Source organism: Eubacteriaceae bacterium Marseille-Q4139, assembly GCA_018223415.1.
Lineage (GTDB): Bacteria > Bacillota > Clostridia > Lachnospirales > Lachnospiraceae > CABSIM01.
On sequence record JAGTTQ010000001.1, the window covers coordinates 2,064,181 to 2,082,629 of the forward strand.

Annotated in this window: 16 protein-coding genes; 11 read left to right on the forward strand and 5 right to left on the reverse strand. The window is 54.5% G+C overall.

Going from position 1 to position 18,449, the window contains the following annotated elements:
- Positions 1-168: 168 nt before the first annotated feature.
- The 3 genes from KE531_09765 to KE531_09775 are packed head-to-tail and all read left to right on the forward strand — an operon-like array spanning position 169 to position 3,484.
- Positions 169-1,224, forward strand: coding sequence for a threonylcarbamoyl-AMP synthase (locus tag KE531_09765; protein ID MBR9953897.1), 1,056 nt, complete (start codon positions 169-171; stop codon positions 1,222-1,224).
- A gap of 11 nt (positions 1,225-1,235) precedes the next feature.
- The gene (locus KE531_09770) at positions 1,236-1,724 is read left to right on the forward strand and encodes a dCMP deaminase family protein (protein MBR9953898.1); all 489 of its coding nucleotides are present in this window, start codon (positions 1,236-1,238) and stop codon (positions 1,722-1,724) included.
- Positions 1,725-1,738: 14 nt separating this feature from the next.
- Positions 1,739-3,484, forward strand: a complete 1,746-nt coding sequence (locus KE531_09775) for a B12-binding domain-containing radical SAM protein (protein ID MBR9953899.1) — start codon at positions 1,739-1,741, stop codon at positions 3,482-3,484.
- On the opposite strand, the gene KE531_09780 is transcribed toward KE531_09775, so the two are convergent.
- Positions 3,471-3,962, reverse strand: coding sequence for a hypothetical protein (locus KE531_09780; GenBank protein MBR9953900.1), 492 nt, complete (start codon positions 3,960-3,962; stop codon positions 3,471-3,473). The two genes, KE531_09775 and KE531_09780, sit on opposite strands and share 14 nt — an antisense overlap.
- Before the next feature lie 121 nt (positions 3,963-4,083).
- Between KE531_09780 and nth the strand changes: the two genes are divergently transcribed.
- The 7 genes from nth to KE531_09815 all read left to right on the forward strand — a co-directional run bounded on the left by nth (position 4,084) and on the right by KE531_09815 (position 10,074).
- Positions 4,084-4,800, forward strand: a complete 717-nt coding sequence (gene nth, locus KE531_09785) for an endonuclease III (protein ID MBR9953901.1) — start codon at positions 4,084-4,086, stop codon at positions 4,798-4,800.
- Positions 4,797-5,546: a 3'-5' exonuclease gene (locus KE531_09790; GenBank protein MBR9953902.1), complete on the forward strand. Its 750-nt coding sequence runs from the start codon at positions 4,797-4,799 to the stop codon at positions 5,544-5,546. Before nth ends, KE531_09790 begins: the two co-directional genes overlap by 4 nt.
- Positions 5,547-5,709: 163 nt before the next feature.
- On the forward strand, positions 5,710-7,323 hold the full coding sequence (locus tag KE531_09795; GenBank protein ID MBR9953903.1) for a VanW family protein: 1,614 nt from the start codon (positions 5,710-5,712) through the stop codon (positions 7,321-7,323).
- 15 nt (positions 7,324-7,338) lie between these two features.
- Positions 7,339-7,920, forward strand: coding sequence for an AIR synthase (locus tag KE531_09800; protein ID MBR9953904.1), 582 nt, complete (start codon positions 7,339-7,341; stop codon positions 7,918-7,920).
- Between the two features lies 1 nt (position 7,921).
- On the forward strand, positions 7,922-8,404 hold the full coding sequence (locus KE531_09805; protein MBR9953905.1) for an Lrp/AsnC family transcriptional regulator: 483 nt from the start codon (positions 7,922-7,924) through the stop codon (positions 8,402-8,404).
- Positions 8,401-9,567 (forward strand): aminotransferase class I/II-fold pyridoxal phosphate-dependent enzyme, encoded by a 1,167-nt coding sequence (locus KE531_09810; protein MBR9953906.1) that lies wholly within the window; start codon positions 8,401-8,403, stop codon positions 9,565-9,567. Before KE531_09805 ends, KE531_09810 begins: the two co-directional genes overlap by 4 nt.
- Positions 9,568-9,582: 15 nt before the next feature.
- Positions 9,583-10,074 carry a tRNA (cytidine(34)-2'-O)-methyltransferase gene (locus KE531_09815; protein MBR9953907.1) on the forward strand — a complete coding sequence of 164 codons (492 nt, stop codon included), beginning with the start codon at positions 9,583-9,585 and terminating at the stop codon, positions 10,072-10,074.
- Between the two features lie 82 nt (positions 10,075-10,156).
- On the opposite strand, the gene KE531_09820 is transcribed toward KE531_09815, so the two are convergent.
- The 4 genes from KE531_09820 to asnS all read right to left on the reverse strand — a co-directional run bounded on the left by KE531_09820 (position 10,157) and on the right by asnS (position 16,713).
- Positions 10,157-12,175, reverse strand: coding sequence for a sensor domain-containing diguanylate cyclase (locus tag KE531_09820; GenBank protein ID MBR9953908.1), 2,019 nt, complete (start codon positions 12,173-12,175; stop codon positions 10,157-10,159).
- Between the two features lie 117 nt (positions 12,176-12,292).
- Complete coding sequence (locus KE531_09825) at positions 12,293-14,131, reverse strand: AAA family ATPase (GenBank protein ID MBR9953909.1); 1,839 nt, start codon at positions 14,129-14,131, stop codon at positions 12,293-12,295.
- Positions 14,128-15,204, reverse strand: coding sequence for a DNA repair exonuclease (locus KE531_09830; protein MBR9953910.1), 1,077 nt, complete (start codon positions 15,202-15,204; stop codon positions 14,128-14,130). The genes KE531_09825 and KE531_09830 overlap by 4 nt, the downstream gene beginning before the upstream one ends.
- A gap of 117 nt (positions 15,205-15,321) precedes the next feature.
- A complete protein-coding gene (asnS, locus tag KE531_09835) occupies positions 15,322-16,713 on the reverse strand; it encodes an asparagine--tRNA ligase (GenBank protein ID MBR9953911.1) in 1,392 nt (463 codons plus the stop codon).
- Between the two features lie 534 nt (positions 16,714-17,247).
- Here asnS and KE531_09840 point away from each other — a divergent pair.
- Entirely contained in the window at positions 17,248-18,438 is a 1,191-nt protein-coding gene (locus KE531_09840; protein ID MBR9953912.1) for a M20 family metallopeptidase, read from the forward strand.
- Positions 18,439-18,449 lie beyond the last annotated feature (11 nt).

Sequence of the window (18,449 nt, forward strand, 5' to 3'; positions counted from 1 at the left end):
AGTGCGCGTGGACGCCTGGTGCTCTTTGTTCCATAGGAAAGGGAACAAAGAGCCTTTCAGCGGGTCGCACTGCGGCGGAGAGGAAGAATGCCGCTTGCGCGGCCCGCCGCAGGCGGAGAATCTCGCAAGCGAGATTCTTTTTTATGAACTGAAAAAGAAGGAAGACAGATGGTAACAAAAGTTGTAAAAATAAAAGATGTGAAAAAACCGGAGGACGGCGAGCTTTTGGAGGCGGCGGGGATTCTCCGTTCCGGCGGGCTTGTGGCCTTTCCGACAGAGACGGTTTACGGCCTCGGCGGCAATGCCCTGAATAAAGAGGCGGCCGGGAAAATTTATGCGGCAAAGGGGCGGCCGTCGGACAACCCGTTAATTGCCCATATTTCCTGCATGGAAGAGCTGTTTCCGTTAATCAAAGAGCTTCCGGAGGCAGGAAGAAAGTTAGCCGAAGCATACTGGCCGGGGCCGCTTACGATGATTCTAAAAAAGAGCGGTCTTGTGCCTTATGAGACCACCGGCGGCCTCGATACGGTGGCCGTCCGCATGCCGTCGGATGCCGTTGCGAACCGGCTGATCCGCCTGGCAGGCGTCCCCGTGGCGGCTCCAAGTGCCAACACCTCCGGACGGCCGAGCCCGACGATGGCCGGGCATGTGCTTGAGGACATGGACGGGAAAATTGAGATGATTATCGACGGCGGCCCTGTGGGAATCGGCGTGGAGTCGACGATTGTCGACGTGTCCGGCGAGGTTCCGACGCTTTTGAGGCCGGGCGCCGTCACCATGGAGATGCTTCGGGAGCTTCTTGGCCATGTGGAGATCGACCCGGCGATTCTGGGGCCGATGAAAGAGGGCATGCGGCCAAAGGCGCCGGGCATGAAATACCGCCATTATGCGCCGGCGGCGGAGATGACGCTGGTGGAAGGCGGCATGGAGCAGGTCGTGGACTTCATCCGGGAGGCCGCAAAAAAGGCGGAAAAAGAAGGGAAACGTGTCGGGATTATCTGTACCGAGGAGAGCAAAGGCCTTTATCCCACGGGGATTCTGGAGGTCATCGGGAGCCGCAGCCACGAGGAGACCGTGGCCCACAATTTATTTGCGGTGTTGAGGAAATTTGATGAGCTTCAGGTGGACTGCATTTTTTCGGAGAGCTTTTCCGGCGACCGGCTGGGACAGGCCATCATGAACCGGCTCTGCAAGGCGGCCGGATACCATATCGTCAACGTATAGGAGGGGAAAAGATGTCGGACAAAAGAACAAATTACATTACCTGGGACGAGTATTTCATGAGCGTGGCGAAGCTGGCGGCCATGCGCTCCAAGGACCCCAGCACGCAGGTGGGCACCTGCATCGTGAGCCAGGACAACAAAATCCTGTCCATGGGCTACAACGGATTCCCGAAGGGCTGCTCCGATGACACGTTTCCGTGGGGAAAGGGCGACCCGGATCCGTACAATGAGAAGTATCTGTATGTGACCCACAGCGAGCTCAACGCGATTCTCAATTACCGCGGCGGGAGCCTGGAGGGAAGCAAGCTTTATGTCACCCTGTTCCCGTGCAACGAGTGCGCCAAGGCCATTATCCAGGCCGGCATCAAGACCCTTGTCTATGAATGCGACAAGTACGCGGACACACCGTCCACAAAAGCGTCCAAGCGGATGCTGGATGCGGCCGGAGTGCGGTATTACAAATACAACGCGACGGGAAGAAAGATTGAATTTATGGTATAGGAGCCGAGGAGAAGATGAAATTTCTGCTGGCGGCAATCAACGCAAAATACATCCATTCCAACCCGGCCGTGTACAGCCTGCGCGCCTACGCAAAGGAGCGTCTCCCAGAGGCAGACATCATGATCGGGGAATACACCATCAATCACAGGACGGATTCTGTTTTGCAGGATCTCTATGAAAAAAAGCCGGATTTTATCGGCTTTTCCTGTTATATATGGAACATCAGCCATGTGCTTGAGCTGGTGCATGATCTGCACAAGGTGCTGCCGGGCGTAAAGATCTGGCTCGGCGGGCCGGAGGTGTCCTTTGACGCAGAGGCGCTGCTTTTCCGGGAGCCGGATGTGGACGGCATCATGCGGGGAGAGGGCGAGGCCACGTTTTATGAGCTGGCATCGGCGCTCCTTGCGGCGGAAAACGGCGGGGAACCGGAGCTTTCTTCTATCGGCGGGATTACCTTCCGGACGGCGGACGGAAGTATAAAAGAAAATCCCGGACGCGCGCCGCTTCCCATGGACAGCCTGCCCTTCGCCTACGAGGACGTGACGGAATTTGAAAACAGGATCATCTACTATGAGAGCAGCCGCGGCTGCCCCTTTTCCTGCAGCTACTGCCTGTCGTCCATCGACAAATCGGTGCGGTTCCGGAGCCTTGAGAACGTGAAGCGGGAGCTGGATTTCTTCCTGGAGCGGAAGGTGCCCCAGGTGAAGTTTGTGGACAGGACGTTCAACTGCCGGAGAGAACACACCATGGGGATCTGGCGTCACCTTCTGGAACACGACAACGGCGTCACGAATTTCCATTTTGAAATTTCGGCAGACCTTTTAAATAAGGAAGAAATTGCCCTGATCGGGGCCATGCGGCCTGGGCTGATTCAGCTTGAGATCGGCGTCCAGTCCACGAATTTACTGACGGTCGGGGAAATCCGAAGAACCATGAACTTAGAAAGGCTCAAATGGGCGGTGGAACAGGTCAGGCGGTTTCGGAACACCCACCAGCATCTGGATCTGATTGCGGGGCTTCCGTATGAGGGGATGGAAAGCTTCCTGCACTCCTTCGACGAGGTGTACCGAATGAAGCCGGATCAGCTCCAGCTTGGGTTTTTGAAGGTTTTAAAGGGCTCGTACATGGAAGAGCAGACGGAATGCTACGGGCTGAAATACAGAATGACGCCGCCCTATGAGGTTTTGGCGACAAAATGGCTGGATTATGGGGACGTGATCCGGCTGAAGGCCATGGAAGAGATGGTGGAGGTTTACTATAACAGCGGGCAGTTTACCCGCACGATGGAGCGGCTTTCGGAGAGCTTTTCCAGGCCGTCAGAGCTGTTTTTGCGGCTGGCGGATTATTACAGGGAAAACGGGCTTGACGGCGTAAGCCACAGCCGGCTTTCCAGATATGAGATTCTCTACGGGTTCATCCGGGAAAATGAGAAACAAAAAGAACGGCTTTCCGCTTTCCGGGACAGCCTGATGTATGATCTGTATCTGAGGGAGAATGCAAAGAGCCGTCCGTCCTTCGCCTCAGATCAGTCGCCGCATAAGGAAAAACTCCGCGCATTCTTTAAAATGGAAGAAAAGGCGCCGAGGTTCCTTGCGGGCTATGAGGGATATGACTCCAGGCAGCTTGCCAACATGGCGCACCTGGAATTTTTCGAGGACGGGACGGCCGTGGTTTTCGATTACCGGAACCGGGATCCGCTGGATCACAATGCGCTGGCCCTTCCGGTAAAAGATATGGAAGAGGCGGTTAACGTCCCATGACATTTGTATTGTAGGAATGGATATCGCCCTTCCAGACGCTCTCTACGGCATTCAGGCGGTCGGCGGTAAAGCGCATGTAAAGCTTGTCCTTCGGCGGCCATTTTAAAATCATGTCGTACCGTTCTTCGGCGGTCATCTCGGTTTTGGAGAAGTAGATGTAAACAGTCCCCCGGGATTCCTTTCCGGCTCGGTGGAACAGGCCGCTTCCGATGACGCCGACTTCCGCGATTTCATCGAGGCGGAAAAACTTCAGGGTCTTTCCGAAAAGAGAGCGGCGGAAGCCGTCCGGCTCAATGGAAATGACGGAGCCGCAGAGGGCCGAAGAATACGCAAAAATAGCTGCAAAAATAAAGAAAAAAACGGCAGGGACAACGGCGCCGGACAAAAGCAGGCTGGCTGCCGTAATCCCCAGAATCAGGCAGGTTGCAAGGTCAATGGCAAGCTTGAAAGGGTGGGTAAAGTAGCGTTTGATTTTCATGAGTGATTCCCCCGGCTTTTCTGTAAGTGTTTAAGGAAATTATAATCAAGGGGGGAGGGAAAGTCAACTGGAAAGAGAGGGGCAGCCATCCCCTGTCCCGACGCGAAAGCCCCTGCTGAAAATAACTGCAAAAAACTTAGGAAAAAAGGAGAGATACCCATTGCAGGCTCCCAGAAAAGAGAAAGCCGCCGCCCGGGCGGCCCGCGTCCGCGAGATCCTGGCGCGGTTAGACGAACAATACGGGACAGAATACGTCTGTTACCTGAACCATGAGACGCCGTGGCAGCTTTTAATCGCTGTGATTTTAAGCGCCCAGTGCACGGATGCCCGCGTCAATCTTGTGACGGAGACGCTGTTTCAAAAATATGACTCGGTAGAAAAATTTGCCGAAGCCGATTTAAAGGAGCTGGAGCAGGACATCCATTCCACCGGCTTTTACCATAATAAAGCAAAAAACATCATCGCCTGCTGCAAAACGCTGGTGGAGCAGTACGGCGGCGAGGTGCCGTCGGGACTTTCAGAGCTTACGTCCTTAGCCGGCGTCGGGCGGAAGACGGCCAACGTCATCCGCGGGAACATCTACCACGAGCCCAGCATCGTCGTGGACACCCACGTCAAGCGGATTTCCAGAAAGCTCGGCCTCACAGAAAACGAAGACCCGGAAAAGATCGAGTATGACCTGATGGAGGTGCTTCCCGAAGATCACTGGATCCTCTGGAACATCCATATCATTACCCTGGGAAGAACCATCTGCACAGCCAGGAAGCCGGACTGCGGCGGCTGCTTCTTAAAGGATCTCTGCCCGGCGGCGGAGAGAAAGGAAGGAGGAAAGTCATGACGGAAAGCTATGTTGCGGTGGATTTAGAGACGACAGGGATCGGCGCCAGGCACGAAAAAATCCTGGAAATCGCCATGGTAAAGGTGATTGACGGGGCGGAAGCAGAGACGCTCCAGACGCTCGTGAACCCCCACCGGGAAATCCCGGAGCAGATTGTGGAGCTGACAGGCATTCGGGACGACATGGTAAAAGACGCGCCGTCCATCGAGGAAGTCATCGAAAAGGCCCTGGAGTTCTGCGAGGGCTACCCGCTTCTCGGCCACCAGCTTATTTTTGATTACGGCTTTTTAAAGCAGGCGGCCGTCAATAAAAAGCTGCCGTTTGAGCGGGACGGCATCGATACCTTAAAGCTTTGCAGGCTCTTCATGCCGCCGGAGGAAAAGAAGAACCTCACAGCCGCATGCGCCTATTTCGGCATCCGCCAGGACACGGCCCACAGGGCCCTTTCGGACGCGGTTTCCTGCGGGCGGCTTTACGAGGAGCTAAAACGGCGGTTCGGGCCTGGGCATGAAGACCAGTTTCTGGAAAAACCATTGATTTACAAGGCAAAAAAGGAACGGACGGCCACAAAAAGGCAAAAAGAACACTTGCAGGATTTATTAAAATATCATAGAATAAACATGACTGTCTGTCCGGATTTTATGTCGGGAAATGAGATCTCGAGAATGATCGACAGGATCATCTTCCAATATGGGAAAATTCCGGCGGCAGGACATGAGGGGGATAAATTTCCAAAATCAAGATAAAATGAATAAAAAGAGGTGAAGAACGTGCTGAACATGAGAAATAACAAAACGAGAAAGCTGATATCTACGATTGTCATCGTTCTCGTGGTTCTGGCCATGGTAGTCCCGACAATCCTTGGGGCGCTGATGTCCATTTTCTAATGCGGGATAAGAGGAGAAAAATATGAAAAAGAATATGTGGATTGCCGGGCTTGCCATGGCAGCGGCAGTCGGCATTGGAACACTGGCGCCGTTATCTGCCCGGGCGGAAGGACGGATTCCCGAGGGCGTTTCCGTCGGGGAGCTGGAGCTTTCCGGCATGACGGAGGAAGAGGCGAAGGCCAGGGTAAACGAATATGTGAATGAGAAGCTGTCCGGCACTATCGTTTTAACTGTGGACGGGAACGAGGTTTCTGCCAGCGCGGAAGAGCTGGGCTTAAGCTGGAGCAATCAGGACGCGGTGGAGGAAGCCCTTTCAGGGACGGAGATCAAAGGAAACCTGATCAAGCGGTATCTGAAAAAGAAAGAGCTGGAGACAAGGCCTGTAAACGTGGGCCTGGAAATGGCGGCTGACCAGGAAAAAATCTCCGCCTTTGTAAATGAAAGATGCGCGCCCTTTGTGACGGCGCCGAAGGATGCAACGATCACGAAAACCGACGGGCAGTTTGTGATTACTCCGGCGGAGACAGGAAAGACCGTGGACATCGCGGCGACCGAAAAAGCCTTAAGCGAGGCCCTGAATACGGGAACCGGCGGTACCATCACCGTCGAGGCCGTGATTACCGAGCAGGAACCGGCTGTGACAGAAGAAGATCTGGAGACAATCCAGGATGTTTTGGGAACGTTTTCCACGGATTTCAGCAGCAGCTCGTCCTCCCGCGTGACGAATCTCCAGGTGGGCGCCGGAAAAATCAACGGCCATGTGCTGATGCCGGGCGAAGTGCTGTCGGGGTATGAATGCATGCACCCGTTTACGGTAGCAAACGGCTACAAAGCAGCGACGGCCTATGAAAACGGCCGCTCTGTTGACAGCATCGGCGGCGGCGTGTGCCAGATTTCTACGACGTTATACAATGCATCGCTTCTGGCGGAGTTAGAGATTGTCCAGCGGCAGAACCACTCCATGACCGTGTCCTACGTGAAGCCGTCCATGGATGCCGCCATCGCCGGGACATATAAGGACTTAAAAATCAAGAATCCATACGACACGCCGATTTACGTGGAGGGCTATACCTCCGGAAAGACGCTGACCTTCACCATCTACGGGAAGGAGACGCGGCCGTCCAACCGCACCATCGCCTTCGAGTCCGAGACGCTTCAGCGGATCGACCCCGGCGCACCGGCCGAGCAGGTGGACGCAAGCCTGGCTCCCGGCCAGCGTGTTCGCGTGCAGTCGGGCCATACGGGCGTAAAATCGCGGCTTTATAAATGCGTGTATGTGGACGGGGAATTAGAGGAGCGGACATTGCTTCATAACGATACCTACAACGCGTCCAAGGCCATCTACCGCGTCGGGCCGGCAGCCCCGGCCGTTGCAGAGCCGACGGAGACGGCACCTGTGGAGACGCCGCCTGCCGAAACACCGGCAGCAGAGACTCCGGCAGAAACACCGCCGGCAGGGCCTGGCTACGAGGGAGGCCCTGGCTTTGCGGGAGATTCCGGGTCTGCCCCGGAGACACCGGTTACAGATACGCCTGCCGGGCCGGCATCACCGGGACCGCAGCCATCACCTGAGACGCCTGCGCCGCAGCCGGAAACCCCGGCAGAGACCCCGGCGCCGCCCATATCCCCGATTTAGGGAAGACAGTAAACTATGAGAAAGATTGCAAGAGAGCCGAAGGGAGCCGGGTGCTTTTCGCCGGGCGAAGACCTGGTGATTGCGGGAGCCGTCGGGAAGGCCGGCGTGCTCGAAGCCCTTTCGGCGAAACATGACGTTTTAGAGAACCGGTTCACAGCAGATTTTTTAAGCCTGGCCGGGAAAAAAGCAATGGAACACCTGAACCTGACTCCGGAGTTTCTTCTGGCCTGCGGGGCTACAGAATGGGAGGAAGCGGCAGAGGGCGGCGTTTTCGCCGCCCTTTGGAATATTTCCGGGGCATACGGCCGCGGATTTTCCGTATCACTTTTGGATATCCCGGTGGAACAGGAATTCATTGAGGTCTGCGAGCTTTTCGACCTGAATCCTTACCGGCTCATGTCCGGCGAGTGCCTGATCCTTGCGGCCGACAACGGCGGCGATCTGGTGCGCGCGCTTAAAGAACGCGGGATCCGGTCTGCCGTCGTCGGTAAAGTAGAGGCGGGCATTGCGAGGAAAATCATCGGCCCCGGCGGCACCGGGTACCTGGAGCGGCCGCAGCCCGATGAAACATACAAATTAAGACAACAGGAGGCATGACATGAGAGAAAAAATACTGGCAGTCATTGAAAAGAACAGCCGGATCGACTTAAAAGACCTGGCTGCGCTTCTCGGCGAGAGCGAGGCCGCGGTGGCAAATGAAATCGCGGACATGGAACGGGAAAATATCATCTGCGGCTACCACACGATGATTAACTGGGACAATACCGGAGACGAGAAGGTGATCGCCCTCATCGAGGTAAAGGTAACGCCCCAGAGGGGCATGGGCTTTGACAAAATTGCAGAGCGCATTTACCAGTACAGCGAAGTGGAGTCCGTATATCTGATGTCAGGCGCCTTCGATTTCACGGTGATCCTGGAGGGAAAGACCATGCGCGAGGTGGCCCAGTTCGTCTCGGAGAAGCTCTCCGTGATGGATTCTGTTTTAAGCACCTCCACACATTTCGTGTTAAAGAAGTACAAAGACCACGGCACCGTCATGTGTGAGAAAAAAGAAGACGAAAGGATGTTAATTACACCGTGAGAAATCCCATATCCGACACCATCACCGCGATCCCGCCGTCCGGGATCCGGAAGTTTTTTGACATCGTAAGCGAGATGAAGGACGCCATCTCCCTTGGCGTGGGCGAGCCGGATTTTGATACGCCGTGGCATATCCGCGAGGAGGGAATCTATTCCCTGGAGCGCGGCCGTACCTTCTATACATCAAACGCCGGCTTAAAGGAGCTGAAAATCGAGATCTGCCGCTATTTAAAACGGCGGTTCGAGGTGGACTACGACGCCGACCATGAGGTCATGGTGACGGTGGGCGGAAGCGAAGCCATCGACATCGCCCTGCGCGCCATGTTAAATCCCGGCGACGAGGTGCTGATCCCGCAGCCCAGCTACGTCTCCTATGTGCCGTGTACGGTTCTGGCAGGCGGCGTTCCGGTGACGATTGAGCTGGAGGAAAAAGACCAGTTTCGGCTCACGAAGGAAAAGCTTTTAGAAAAAATCACGCCGAAGACGAAAATCCTGATTCTGCCGTTCCCCAACAATCCGACGGGCTCCATCATGGAGCCGCAGGATCTGGCCGCCGTGGCCGAGGTGGTGCGGGAGCATGACTTGTTTGTGATTTCCGATGAGATTTACTCGGAGCTGACTTATAAGGGGCATCACTGCACGATTGCCGCATTCCCGGGCATGAAGGAGCGGACGGTTTTAATCAACGGTTTTTCCAAGTCCTACGCCATGACCGGCTGGCGCCTCGGATATGCCTGCGCGCCGGAGATGATTCTGAGCCAGATGTTAAAGATTCACCAGTTTGCCATCATGTGCGCGCCGACCACCAGTCAGTATGCGGCCGTAGAGGCATTAAAAAACGGCGATAAGGACGTGGAAGAGATGCGCGAGGCCTACGACCAGAGGCGGCGATTCCTCGTAAAGGCGCTGCGGGACATGGGCTTTGACTGCTATGAGCCTCAGGGGGCGTTTTATGTTTTCCCAAGCATCAAGCGGTTCGGCATGAGCTCCGATGAGTTTGCCCTGAAGCTTCTGGAAGAAGAAAAAGTGGCTGTCGTGCCGGGAACAGCGTTTGGAGACTGCGGAGAGGGGTATCTGAGGATTTCCTACGCTTACTCGCTCCAGGATTTAAAGCGTGCCTTAGAGCGGTTAGAGCGGTTTGTGAAGCGGCTTGACGAAAGATAAGGAGCGAAAAAGGTCATGAACATTGTACTTTATGAGCCGGAGATGCCGGCCAACACCGGAAACATCGGGCGCACCTGTGTGGCGACGGACACGAAGCTCCATTTAATCGAGCCCCTTGGCTTTAAGCTCAGCGAAAAACACCTGGCCCGCGCCGGACTGGACTACTGGGACAAGCTGGATGTGACCGTGTACAGCGACTTTCAGGATTTCTTAAACAGGAACCCGGGCGCGAAGATCTACATGGCGACGACGAAAGCGCCGGCGGTTTATACGGATGTGAAGTATGAGCCGGACTGTTTTATCATGTTCGGGCCGGAAAGCCGCGGGATTCCGGAGGAAATTCTCATCGAACACCAGGAAACCTGCGTAAGGATTCCCATGTGGGGCGATATCCGGTCATTAAATCTTTCCAATTCCGTGGCGATTATCCTTTATGAGGCGTTACGGCAGAACGGGTTTGAACAGATGACGATGACCGGGAAATTAAGGAAGTATGAGTGGAAGTAGGAAGTGGCCTGCGGCCGGATGATATATGCAAAAATGCCTGATGCTGCGTTTAAAGCAGTGTCAGGCATTTTTTATATGAGATTTACACGTCAAGCTCGATATGGAAACGTCCTTTACCTCTTTTTTTGGCCTCGTAGAGAGCCTTGTCGGCCATCTGGTAACATTCCTCAAAAGTGTGGCGCCGGTTAGTCACGAATGCGCCGACACTGCACGCCAGGAGAGGCGACTCGGATTCCGCCTCTTTTACGCGATCCATCAGCCGATGAAGCATCGCATGGACGCTCTGTTCAGCATCCGGAGACTTTTCCACAAATACGACAAATTCGTCCCCGCCCAGGCGGTAGATCACATCTTCGGCTCGAAAAGTCCGGCGCAGGACACCGGAAAAGTCGACCAGGGCTTTGTCCCCTGCCATGTGCCCGTACGTGTCATTGATTGTCTTAAAGTTATCCAGATCCGTCAGAAACATGATATGGCAGGATGGTTCGCCGTCCAGCCGACGTTCCAGCATTTTTGTGATGCGTTTCTTTCCGGTCCCGGCATTTAAAAGCCCTGTCAGCGAATCGAGTTCGGCCTTCTTTCTGAGCTTTTCCTCCCTGGCTCTGAATTCATCAATATTCTGAAAGAATCCAAGAAGAGTCCGTTCATGGGTATATTTATTATGAAAATCGAACATGATGATCCGGAACCATTCCCACGGCGCTTCCCTGTCAGGCCTGCCCTGTACCATAATGGACAAGCTGTGGTCGCCTTTTTTTATTTTCAGGGTGCCTTCCTTCAAGGCCTCCAGGCTGTCAGGAGGCATCAGCTCTTTTTCAGACAGAATGCGGTATATGGCATGCTCGCTGAAAACCTGCTGTTCATCGGTCTCCTGGCTGTCCAAGATTACTTTGTCCCGTTCCGGAAGGTACTGGAACACCAGGGCCGTGGTGATTTTCAGGATGTGCTTCATGGTTTCGCGGCTGTGTTCCAGCTCCTGAATCAGGAAATGCTGTTCCGACTCATCCAGCAGCACGCATTCACAGTGGCCATATTCCTGACGGAAGGTGTAAATCAGCAGATATTTCTGGATTTCCGGACTGTAACTGCGGATGACATGGGGGATTCCGAGGTAAGCTGTTTCATAGTAGTATTTCAGCCACTTTGGGTCAGTGTCCTCGAAAAATTCATAAAAGTTTTTTCCCAGCAGCTCTCCGGCTTCTGTGTTCTCAAGTTTTTCGTGTGCGCGGTTGCAGTAGGTAAACTGAAAGTCAAAAGGCTTTCCGTCTTTGTCCAGCAGAACCTTAATGGAGCAGAAGGCCACTGGCATATTGTCCAGATACCCCAGCCGCTTTGCCTGCTCCTGCGCCCCAGGCACCGTTTTTTCCGGAGGCGCACAGACAGCAGTCTGTGCAAGCAGGAGATATCCATGTTCTTCATCTTCATAGCAGAACCGCAGCTTTTTATGGGATAGGCCCGCTTTGTCCCGCACTGAGGCATGGAGGATATATTCTCCATGCTGTGCAAGCTCTTTCATCACACTTTCAAGCCGCATCTGCCCGGCAGGGGGCTCAGGCTCCATGGCCGCGATGAGCAGACGGCTGGCCGCTTCCACACTCTGCTCATAGTTCCCGACAGCGTTTTGAAGGATGGCAGTCCCTTCTGGGCTGTCCTGGTACCGCACATAAGTCCCGTCATTTAAGTTGATTCGGTACAGGCAGTCCAATTCCGGAGCCGCGGCTTTTATGATAGCCAAAGCGCGCTGGATTTCGGGAGCTTTGCGGATTTGGAGGAACAGACGGCTCCCACCTTCCTTCTGAAGACAAATCTCGTGCCATACCGGCCGTTTGCAGGAATCGTTAAAACGGATATAGAAGCACGCATTTTCCTGGGGCCCGCTGCAAAAGCGCCGGAGTGCCTCTTTTGCCAGATAATACCGCCATATTTCAAGATCCTGCTGGAAGACACAGGTTTCCTGGTACTGGCGGTCAATCGTATCAAAAGGCATCCATCGGCCGCAGAGATCCGGTGCCATGGTATCATAGTGAAGGAAGACTTCACTGGTACCGGCACAGTATTCCCAGACTGTGCCGCGAAGAGCAGAAGAAAAAGGAATATTCATGGTACGGTTCTCCTTTCTAATATGTCCCCACCATCCGGGCATGGGGGATTTGCGGGTACTTATGAAAAAACATGATTTCGGAGCTGCGGTACCGTTGCACAGCGAACGAAAGGAGCTTTATATCTCCACCAGATGAAACGGGATCTGCCCGGCTCTTAACATTTGGGCCTCGCGCTTGTGGCAGGTGAAGAAAATCATCTGCCCGCTGTAGGCCTTTGAAAGCCAGTAAAGCGCCGTTTTGAGCCGGTCGTCGTCGTACTGGGTAAAGCTGTCGTCGAAAATTAACGGCATCTGCCCGCCGTCTTCCTGAAGGAGCTTTGCGGCCGCCAGGCGCAGCGCCAGGTAAACCTGATCCATGGTGCCGCTGCTGACATTTTCGATGGGCACCAGCTTCGTCTTCGTGTTCAGGAAGACGCCAAGATTCTCGTCGATGCTCATGCTGTTATAAATTCCGCCGGTAATCCCCGACACGAGCTGCGACGCCTCTTTGTTTAAGTAGAGGCCGAAGGAGTTACGGATGGAAGAAGAGAGATCCGTCATGGTTTCAATAGCTAGGTCAATGGCGGCCAGCTCCTCACGGATCCTGTCGTTTTCCGCCAGCACGCGCTTTAACGCCCGCGCCCGGTTCTTGCAGTTGTTCAAATGCTCCAGCTTCTTTTCCAGTTCCCACTGGGTTCTCTGCTGTTTCTCGATCATTTCACTGAAGCCGTTCTGCTTTTCCTGGAGGGAATTGATGTCCTCCATATATTTTTTCACGGTCTCTTCCGCCTGGGATACCATCATGCACAGCCTGGAATACTCGGCCATCCGGCCATGGAAGGCGTCCATGGCTTCTTTGGAAATGGAATCGTCCCCCAGATGGGTCTTTAAGCAGGCGCTAAGTTTCCCGCGGCAGTCCTCAAACTTCTTTTTCTGCTTTCTGCCCTTCAGGAAAAGGACAGCAGATACGGCGGCTGCCAGGACTCCGAAAACCGCCGGGAAAACAGAGTAGGGGAGCGGAACATAAAAAGCGGACGACAAGGAAAACAGGAGGGAAGCACCGATTCCTGCTGCGGCAAGGAGCAGGGCGAGGACGGAAAGCACCACCCTGTATTTTTTTGCACATTCCGCAGAGGCAGCCTGGTAGTTCTGATAAAGGCCGTCGCATTCCGAGATGCAGGCATTCACGGCCGGAAGCCCGTCAAAGCCTGCTGTCTCAAGCACCTGCCGCCCGCGGGAGATTTTATCGTTTAACGCGTCTTTTTCCGCCTGAGTAGTTTCGATGACGCCGCGCACCTGCGTCCGCATGCTCTGGTAGGAGGCAAGCTGGTTTTCAAACTCCGGCGAAGAAATTTCCGCGTCCACGGAACGGATTTCCGCTAACAGAGCCGTATATTCCACAGAGGCGTCCGGCACAAGCCCTGCCTCCAGGGTACGCTTCTGGGAGCGGAGGAACGAGGTGGCCTTGGTGATGTTTAAGGCCATGTTCCCGGTGGTGTTCATGTTGGCAATGTAGTTTTTTAACTCCCCGACCATGCTTTCTTCCGTGGCGCTCTTTAGCTGGCCGATGCTGATGGTATTGTTGTAGGCCGTCTCATTGAGGCCGCCTAAAAGCTGTTCCATAAAAGCCTTGGTTGGCTCTTCCTCGACGCCCTTCGTCTCATTGATGACGCGTAAGGACTTGTCATCCTTTCGGAAGCGGCGCTCGATCCGGTAGACGGTGCCGTCCTTTTCCAGTCGGAGCCAGCCTTCGTAGGTGCCGCTGTTTTCCCACGGCTCAAATTTCGAGTAGGTGTCATTTTTGGCGGCACGCCCGCGCCCCCGCTCGATGCCGAACAGCATGCCGCGGATAAACGTATGGAGCGTGGATTTCCCGGCCTCATTTTTTCCGTAGATCACATTGATCCCGTTGTGAAAGGAGATGGTGCGGTCATGGAATTTCCCGAAGCCGTCGATATGCAGTTCCAGCAGTTTCATGTCTGACTCCTTTCATCCTTTGTCATCAGAAGCGCATGAATCCCGTAATACAGCGCCTTTTTTTCCACCGAACTCATTTCATCCTTCATAAGAGCCTGGATATAGAACCCGATCATGTCGCTGGGGTGTTCCGCAAACAGTGCATGGAAGTCATACTGGGGTTCCGATTCATCGAGAATTTCGATGATGTTCCACTGGCCGGAGAGAAAATCCAGGTCAAACTCCGTGTCCGGATCGCGCATGCCGCGGATTCGGAACCGGTAGATATTGCCGGCGCCGCGCTTCCGGATTTCGTCGGCAATGATCTGGGAAAGCTCCAGATTCGTCGTGGCCGGCGTCACGCTGACGGCAAGCGGAATGTACTGGGCCTGGGAGACGGCCTTAAATTCCAGGGAAGTGACGCGTCCCGTCATGTCGTCAATTTCCCCGATGTAAAAGCCGTGGGGGCCTGTTTCCGTCAGATCCAGGGGTTCCGGAGAGCCGGGATAGGCCATGCGGTTCTCGATGAGGACAGCCGGCTTGTGGATATGGCCGAGGGCGATGTAGGAAAACGGAGATGCAGCTAAGGCCTCCCGGTTTAAAGGCAGGTGCTTGGCGTCACCGCCGTGAAGCATCAGGATCCGGATGCGGCGGCTCTCCGGCAGGGAAAAGGTGTCGGCCCTGTTTTCTGTGATTTCGGCCGTGTGGTAACTGAAGCCGTAGACCTCGGTGTTTAATTCCTCGAAATAGACAGAGGTCAGCTTTTCGTCCATGAGAAACGTCACGTTGGGGCACCAGGTGAAGCTTAAAAGGGCCGAGCTCTTCCGGATCCTGTCATGGTTTCCTGCGATGATGACGACGCGGGTGCCGGGGATTGTGGAAAACAGGTAGTTGACCTCCTTTAAATCCCTGGCAAGGGGCTGGCGGTGGAACAGGTCGCCGGAAATGAACAGAAGGTCGGCCCGCTGCTCCCTGGCCTCCTCGATGATGGACTGGAAGGTCAGGCGGATGGCCTGTTCGCGTTTCTTTCCCCAGGGCCGGTCGCTGTCGGGGATCATGCCCCAGTGGATGTCGGCGGTGTGGATAAATTTCATGATTTTCCTCCGATGTGTGGAAAAATGGGAGATGCCGGGCTTGTACGGCAGAAAAGAAGGGGCACGGCAGACGAAGCTGCGTGCCCCTTATGAGGAACCGCCGCGGCGAATCCCTGCTTATAATTCACAGTTGTTGACGGTACGCGGGAACGGGAGCACGTCGCGGATGTTGCCCATGCCGGTCAGGTACATCACGCAGCGCTCAAAGCCCAGTCCGAAGCCGGAGTGGCGGGCAGAGCCGTACTTGCGAAGATCCAGGTAGAAGCCGTAGTCCTCTTCCTTTAAGTCAAGCTCCTTCATGCGGGTCAGAAGCTTTTCATAGTTGTCTTCCCTCTGGCTTCCGCCGATGAGCTCGCCGATACCGGGGACGAGGCAGTCCATGGCGGCAACGGTCTTGCCGTCGTCGTTCTGCTTCATGTAGAAAGCCTTGATCTCCTTCGGGTAGTCGGTTACGAATACCGGGCGCTCAAAGATTTTTTCTGTCAGGTACCGCTCATGCTCGGTCTGAAGGTCGCAGCCCCAGAATACCTTATAGTCAAATTCGTCGTTGTGCTCCTCAAGAAGCTTGATGGCTTCCGTGTAGGTCACATGGGCGAACTCGGAATTCAGCACATGGTTCAGCCTGTCCAAAAGGCCCTTATCCACAAACTGGTTGAAGAAGTTCATCTCAGCCGGCGCCTGCTCTAAGACATAGCGGATGATGTATTTAATCATTTCCTCGGCAACGGCCATGTTGTCGTTTAAGTCGGCAAAGGCCATCTCCGGCTCGATCATCCAGAACTCAGCGGCGTGGCGCGTCGTGTTGGAATTCTCGGCACGGAAGGTGGGGCCGAAGGTATAGATGTTGCGGAAAGCCATGGCGAAAGTCTCGCCGTTTAACTGGCCGCTGACCGTCAGGTTCGTGGGCTTTCCGAAGAAATCCTGGGAAAAGTCAACAGCGCCGTCGGCCGTCTTCGGGATGTTGTTTAAATCCATAGTCGTTACCTGGAACATCTCACCGGCGCCCTCACAGTCGCTTCCCGTGATTAACGGGGTGTGGACATAGACGAAGCCCTTTTCCTGGAAATATTTATGGATCGCGTAGGCGATCAGGGAGCGGACGCGGAACACGGCCTGGAACGTATTCGTTCTCGGGCGCAGGTGGGAAATCGTCCGCAGGTATTCAAAGCTGTGGCGCTTTTTCTGAAGCGGATAATCGGCGCTTGACGGCCCTTCGACCACGACCTCCTCGGCCTGGATCTCGAACGGCTGCTTTGCCTCCGGCGTCGCAACCAGCGTTCCCTTTACGAGAATGGCGGCGCCGACGTTCAGTTTGGAGATTTCCGCAAAATTCTCCATGGTATCATGGTAAACGATCTGAAGGGTATCGAAGCAGGTTCCGTCGTTTAAGACGATGAAGCCGAAGGCCTTGGAATCCCGGATGCTGCGGATCCAGCCGCCGACGCGCACCTCTTTCCCGAGGAATGCCTCACGGTCATCGAAAAGCTGTTTAACTGTTGTGAGCTCCATTGTTTTTCTCCTTTTATCGAAAGCATTATCCCGGCATCGGACTGGCCGGGATAAATCGGTTTATGTCAGTATAGCGTATTTTCCTGGGAGATTCAAGGGGGAAAACGAGAAACCGGCATAGGAGTGCGGTAAGTTTGGACGGGAATCAATATTATAATAGGAAGAAACAGGAGCATAACTTCGTATTGAACCCTTGCGGCAGCCGGCAGTCGGACCTTTCTGTCAGGCATACTGCGCAGCAAAAATAAAATTTTGGAAAAGTTGGATATTACCAGTAGTAAAATCCGAATTGATGTGATACTATTATGAATGGAAAGAATCAATCTGATAATTTTATTAAGAAAGAATCCCGCAGGCGAGATTCTCTGCCTGCGGCGGGCCGTGCAAGCGGCATTTTTCCGTTCCGCCGCAGTGCAATCCTGCCCAGAGGGCTTTTTATTCCATAGGGAATCACCATTTTTACATGTTAATGCAGCAGAACCCTTCCTATGGAATAAAAAGGGGTTACAGTCAAAAGGAAAGGGGTAAGAATACATGGAGGAAGCAAAGAAAAGAATCGCAGCGGCCATCGACGAAGCGAGGGAAGACTTGCTGGCGCTGTCAAAGAACATCCACGACAATCCGGAGCTGGGGTTTGAGGAATTTAAAGCCCTGGAATTCATAAGCGAAACCCTGGAAAAGCATGGATACCAGGTACAGAAGGGATACGGCGGCCTCCCGACTTCGTTCCGTGCCGAAAAAGCAGGAAAAGAAGACGGCCCGACGGTGGCATTTTTAGCGGAGTATGACGCGTTAAACGGCGTCGGCCACGGCTGCGGCCATAACCTGATCGCTACCTGCTCGGTGGGCGCATTCCTGGGGCTGGCATCCATGATGGAAGACCTCCCCGGACGCATCTGCATCATCGGCACGCCGGCGGAAGAGGGCGGTGCCGGAAAGGTGAAGCTTTTGAGAAACGGCGCCTTTGACGATGTGGATTTTGCCATGATGATGCATCCGTCCAGCGGCGGTTCCAATCTGGTGGGACGCGGCGGCCGTGCAGCCTGCACGGTAAAGGTGCATTTTAAAGGCAGGGGTGCCCATTCCTCTGCGCCGAAAAACGGAATCAACGCCCTGAGCGCCGTCATTTCCGTGTTTAATCAGATCGACCTGCTGCGGCCGACCTTTGATCCCCAGGACAACATCAACGGCATCATCACAAACGGCGGCGCCGCGGCCAACATCATCCCGGCTGAGGCGGCCTGCGCGTTCTGTCTCCGCGCCGACACCATGAAGCGGATCGAAGAGCTGATTGAGATTGTGAAGAAATGTGCGGCAAACGCCGAGAACCTGACCGGCGCAAAGGCCGAGGTTTCCTGGGACGATATTTCCGCCGAGCGGTACCCCAATAAGCCCATGTGCCAGGCCTTTAAGGACAACATGGCTTCTCAGGGAATCGAGATGACATGGCCGGATCCCAACAAACAGTACGGTTCGTCGGATATCGGAAACGTCTCCATCAAAATCCCTGCGATCCATGACTATCTGTCCATCACAGACGATAAAGAAATCCAGGCCCACACGACGGAATACGCCGCGGCAGCCGGAACACCGGAGGCACAGGAGGTCTGCTTAAAGGGCGCCAAGGGCCTTGCCATGACAGGCTGCGATATCCTTTCAAGTGAAGCGTTCCAAAAGGAGATCCGCGAATACCACGACAAACAGATCCCGGATTTCTATAAATAAGGCTGACAGAA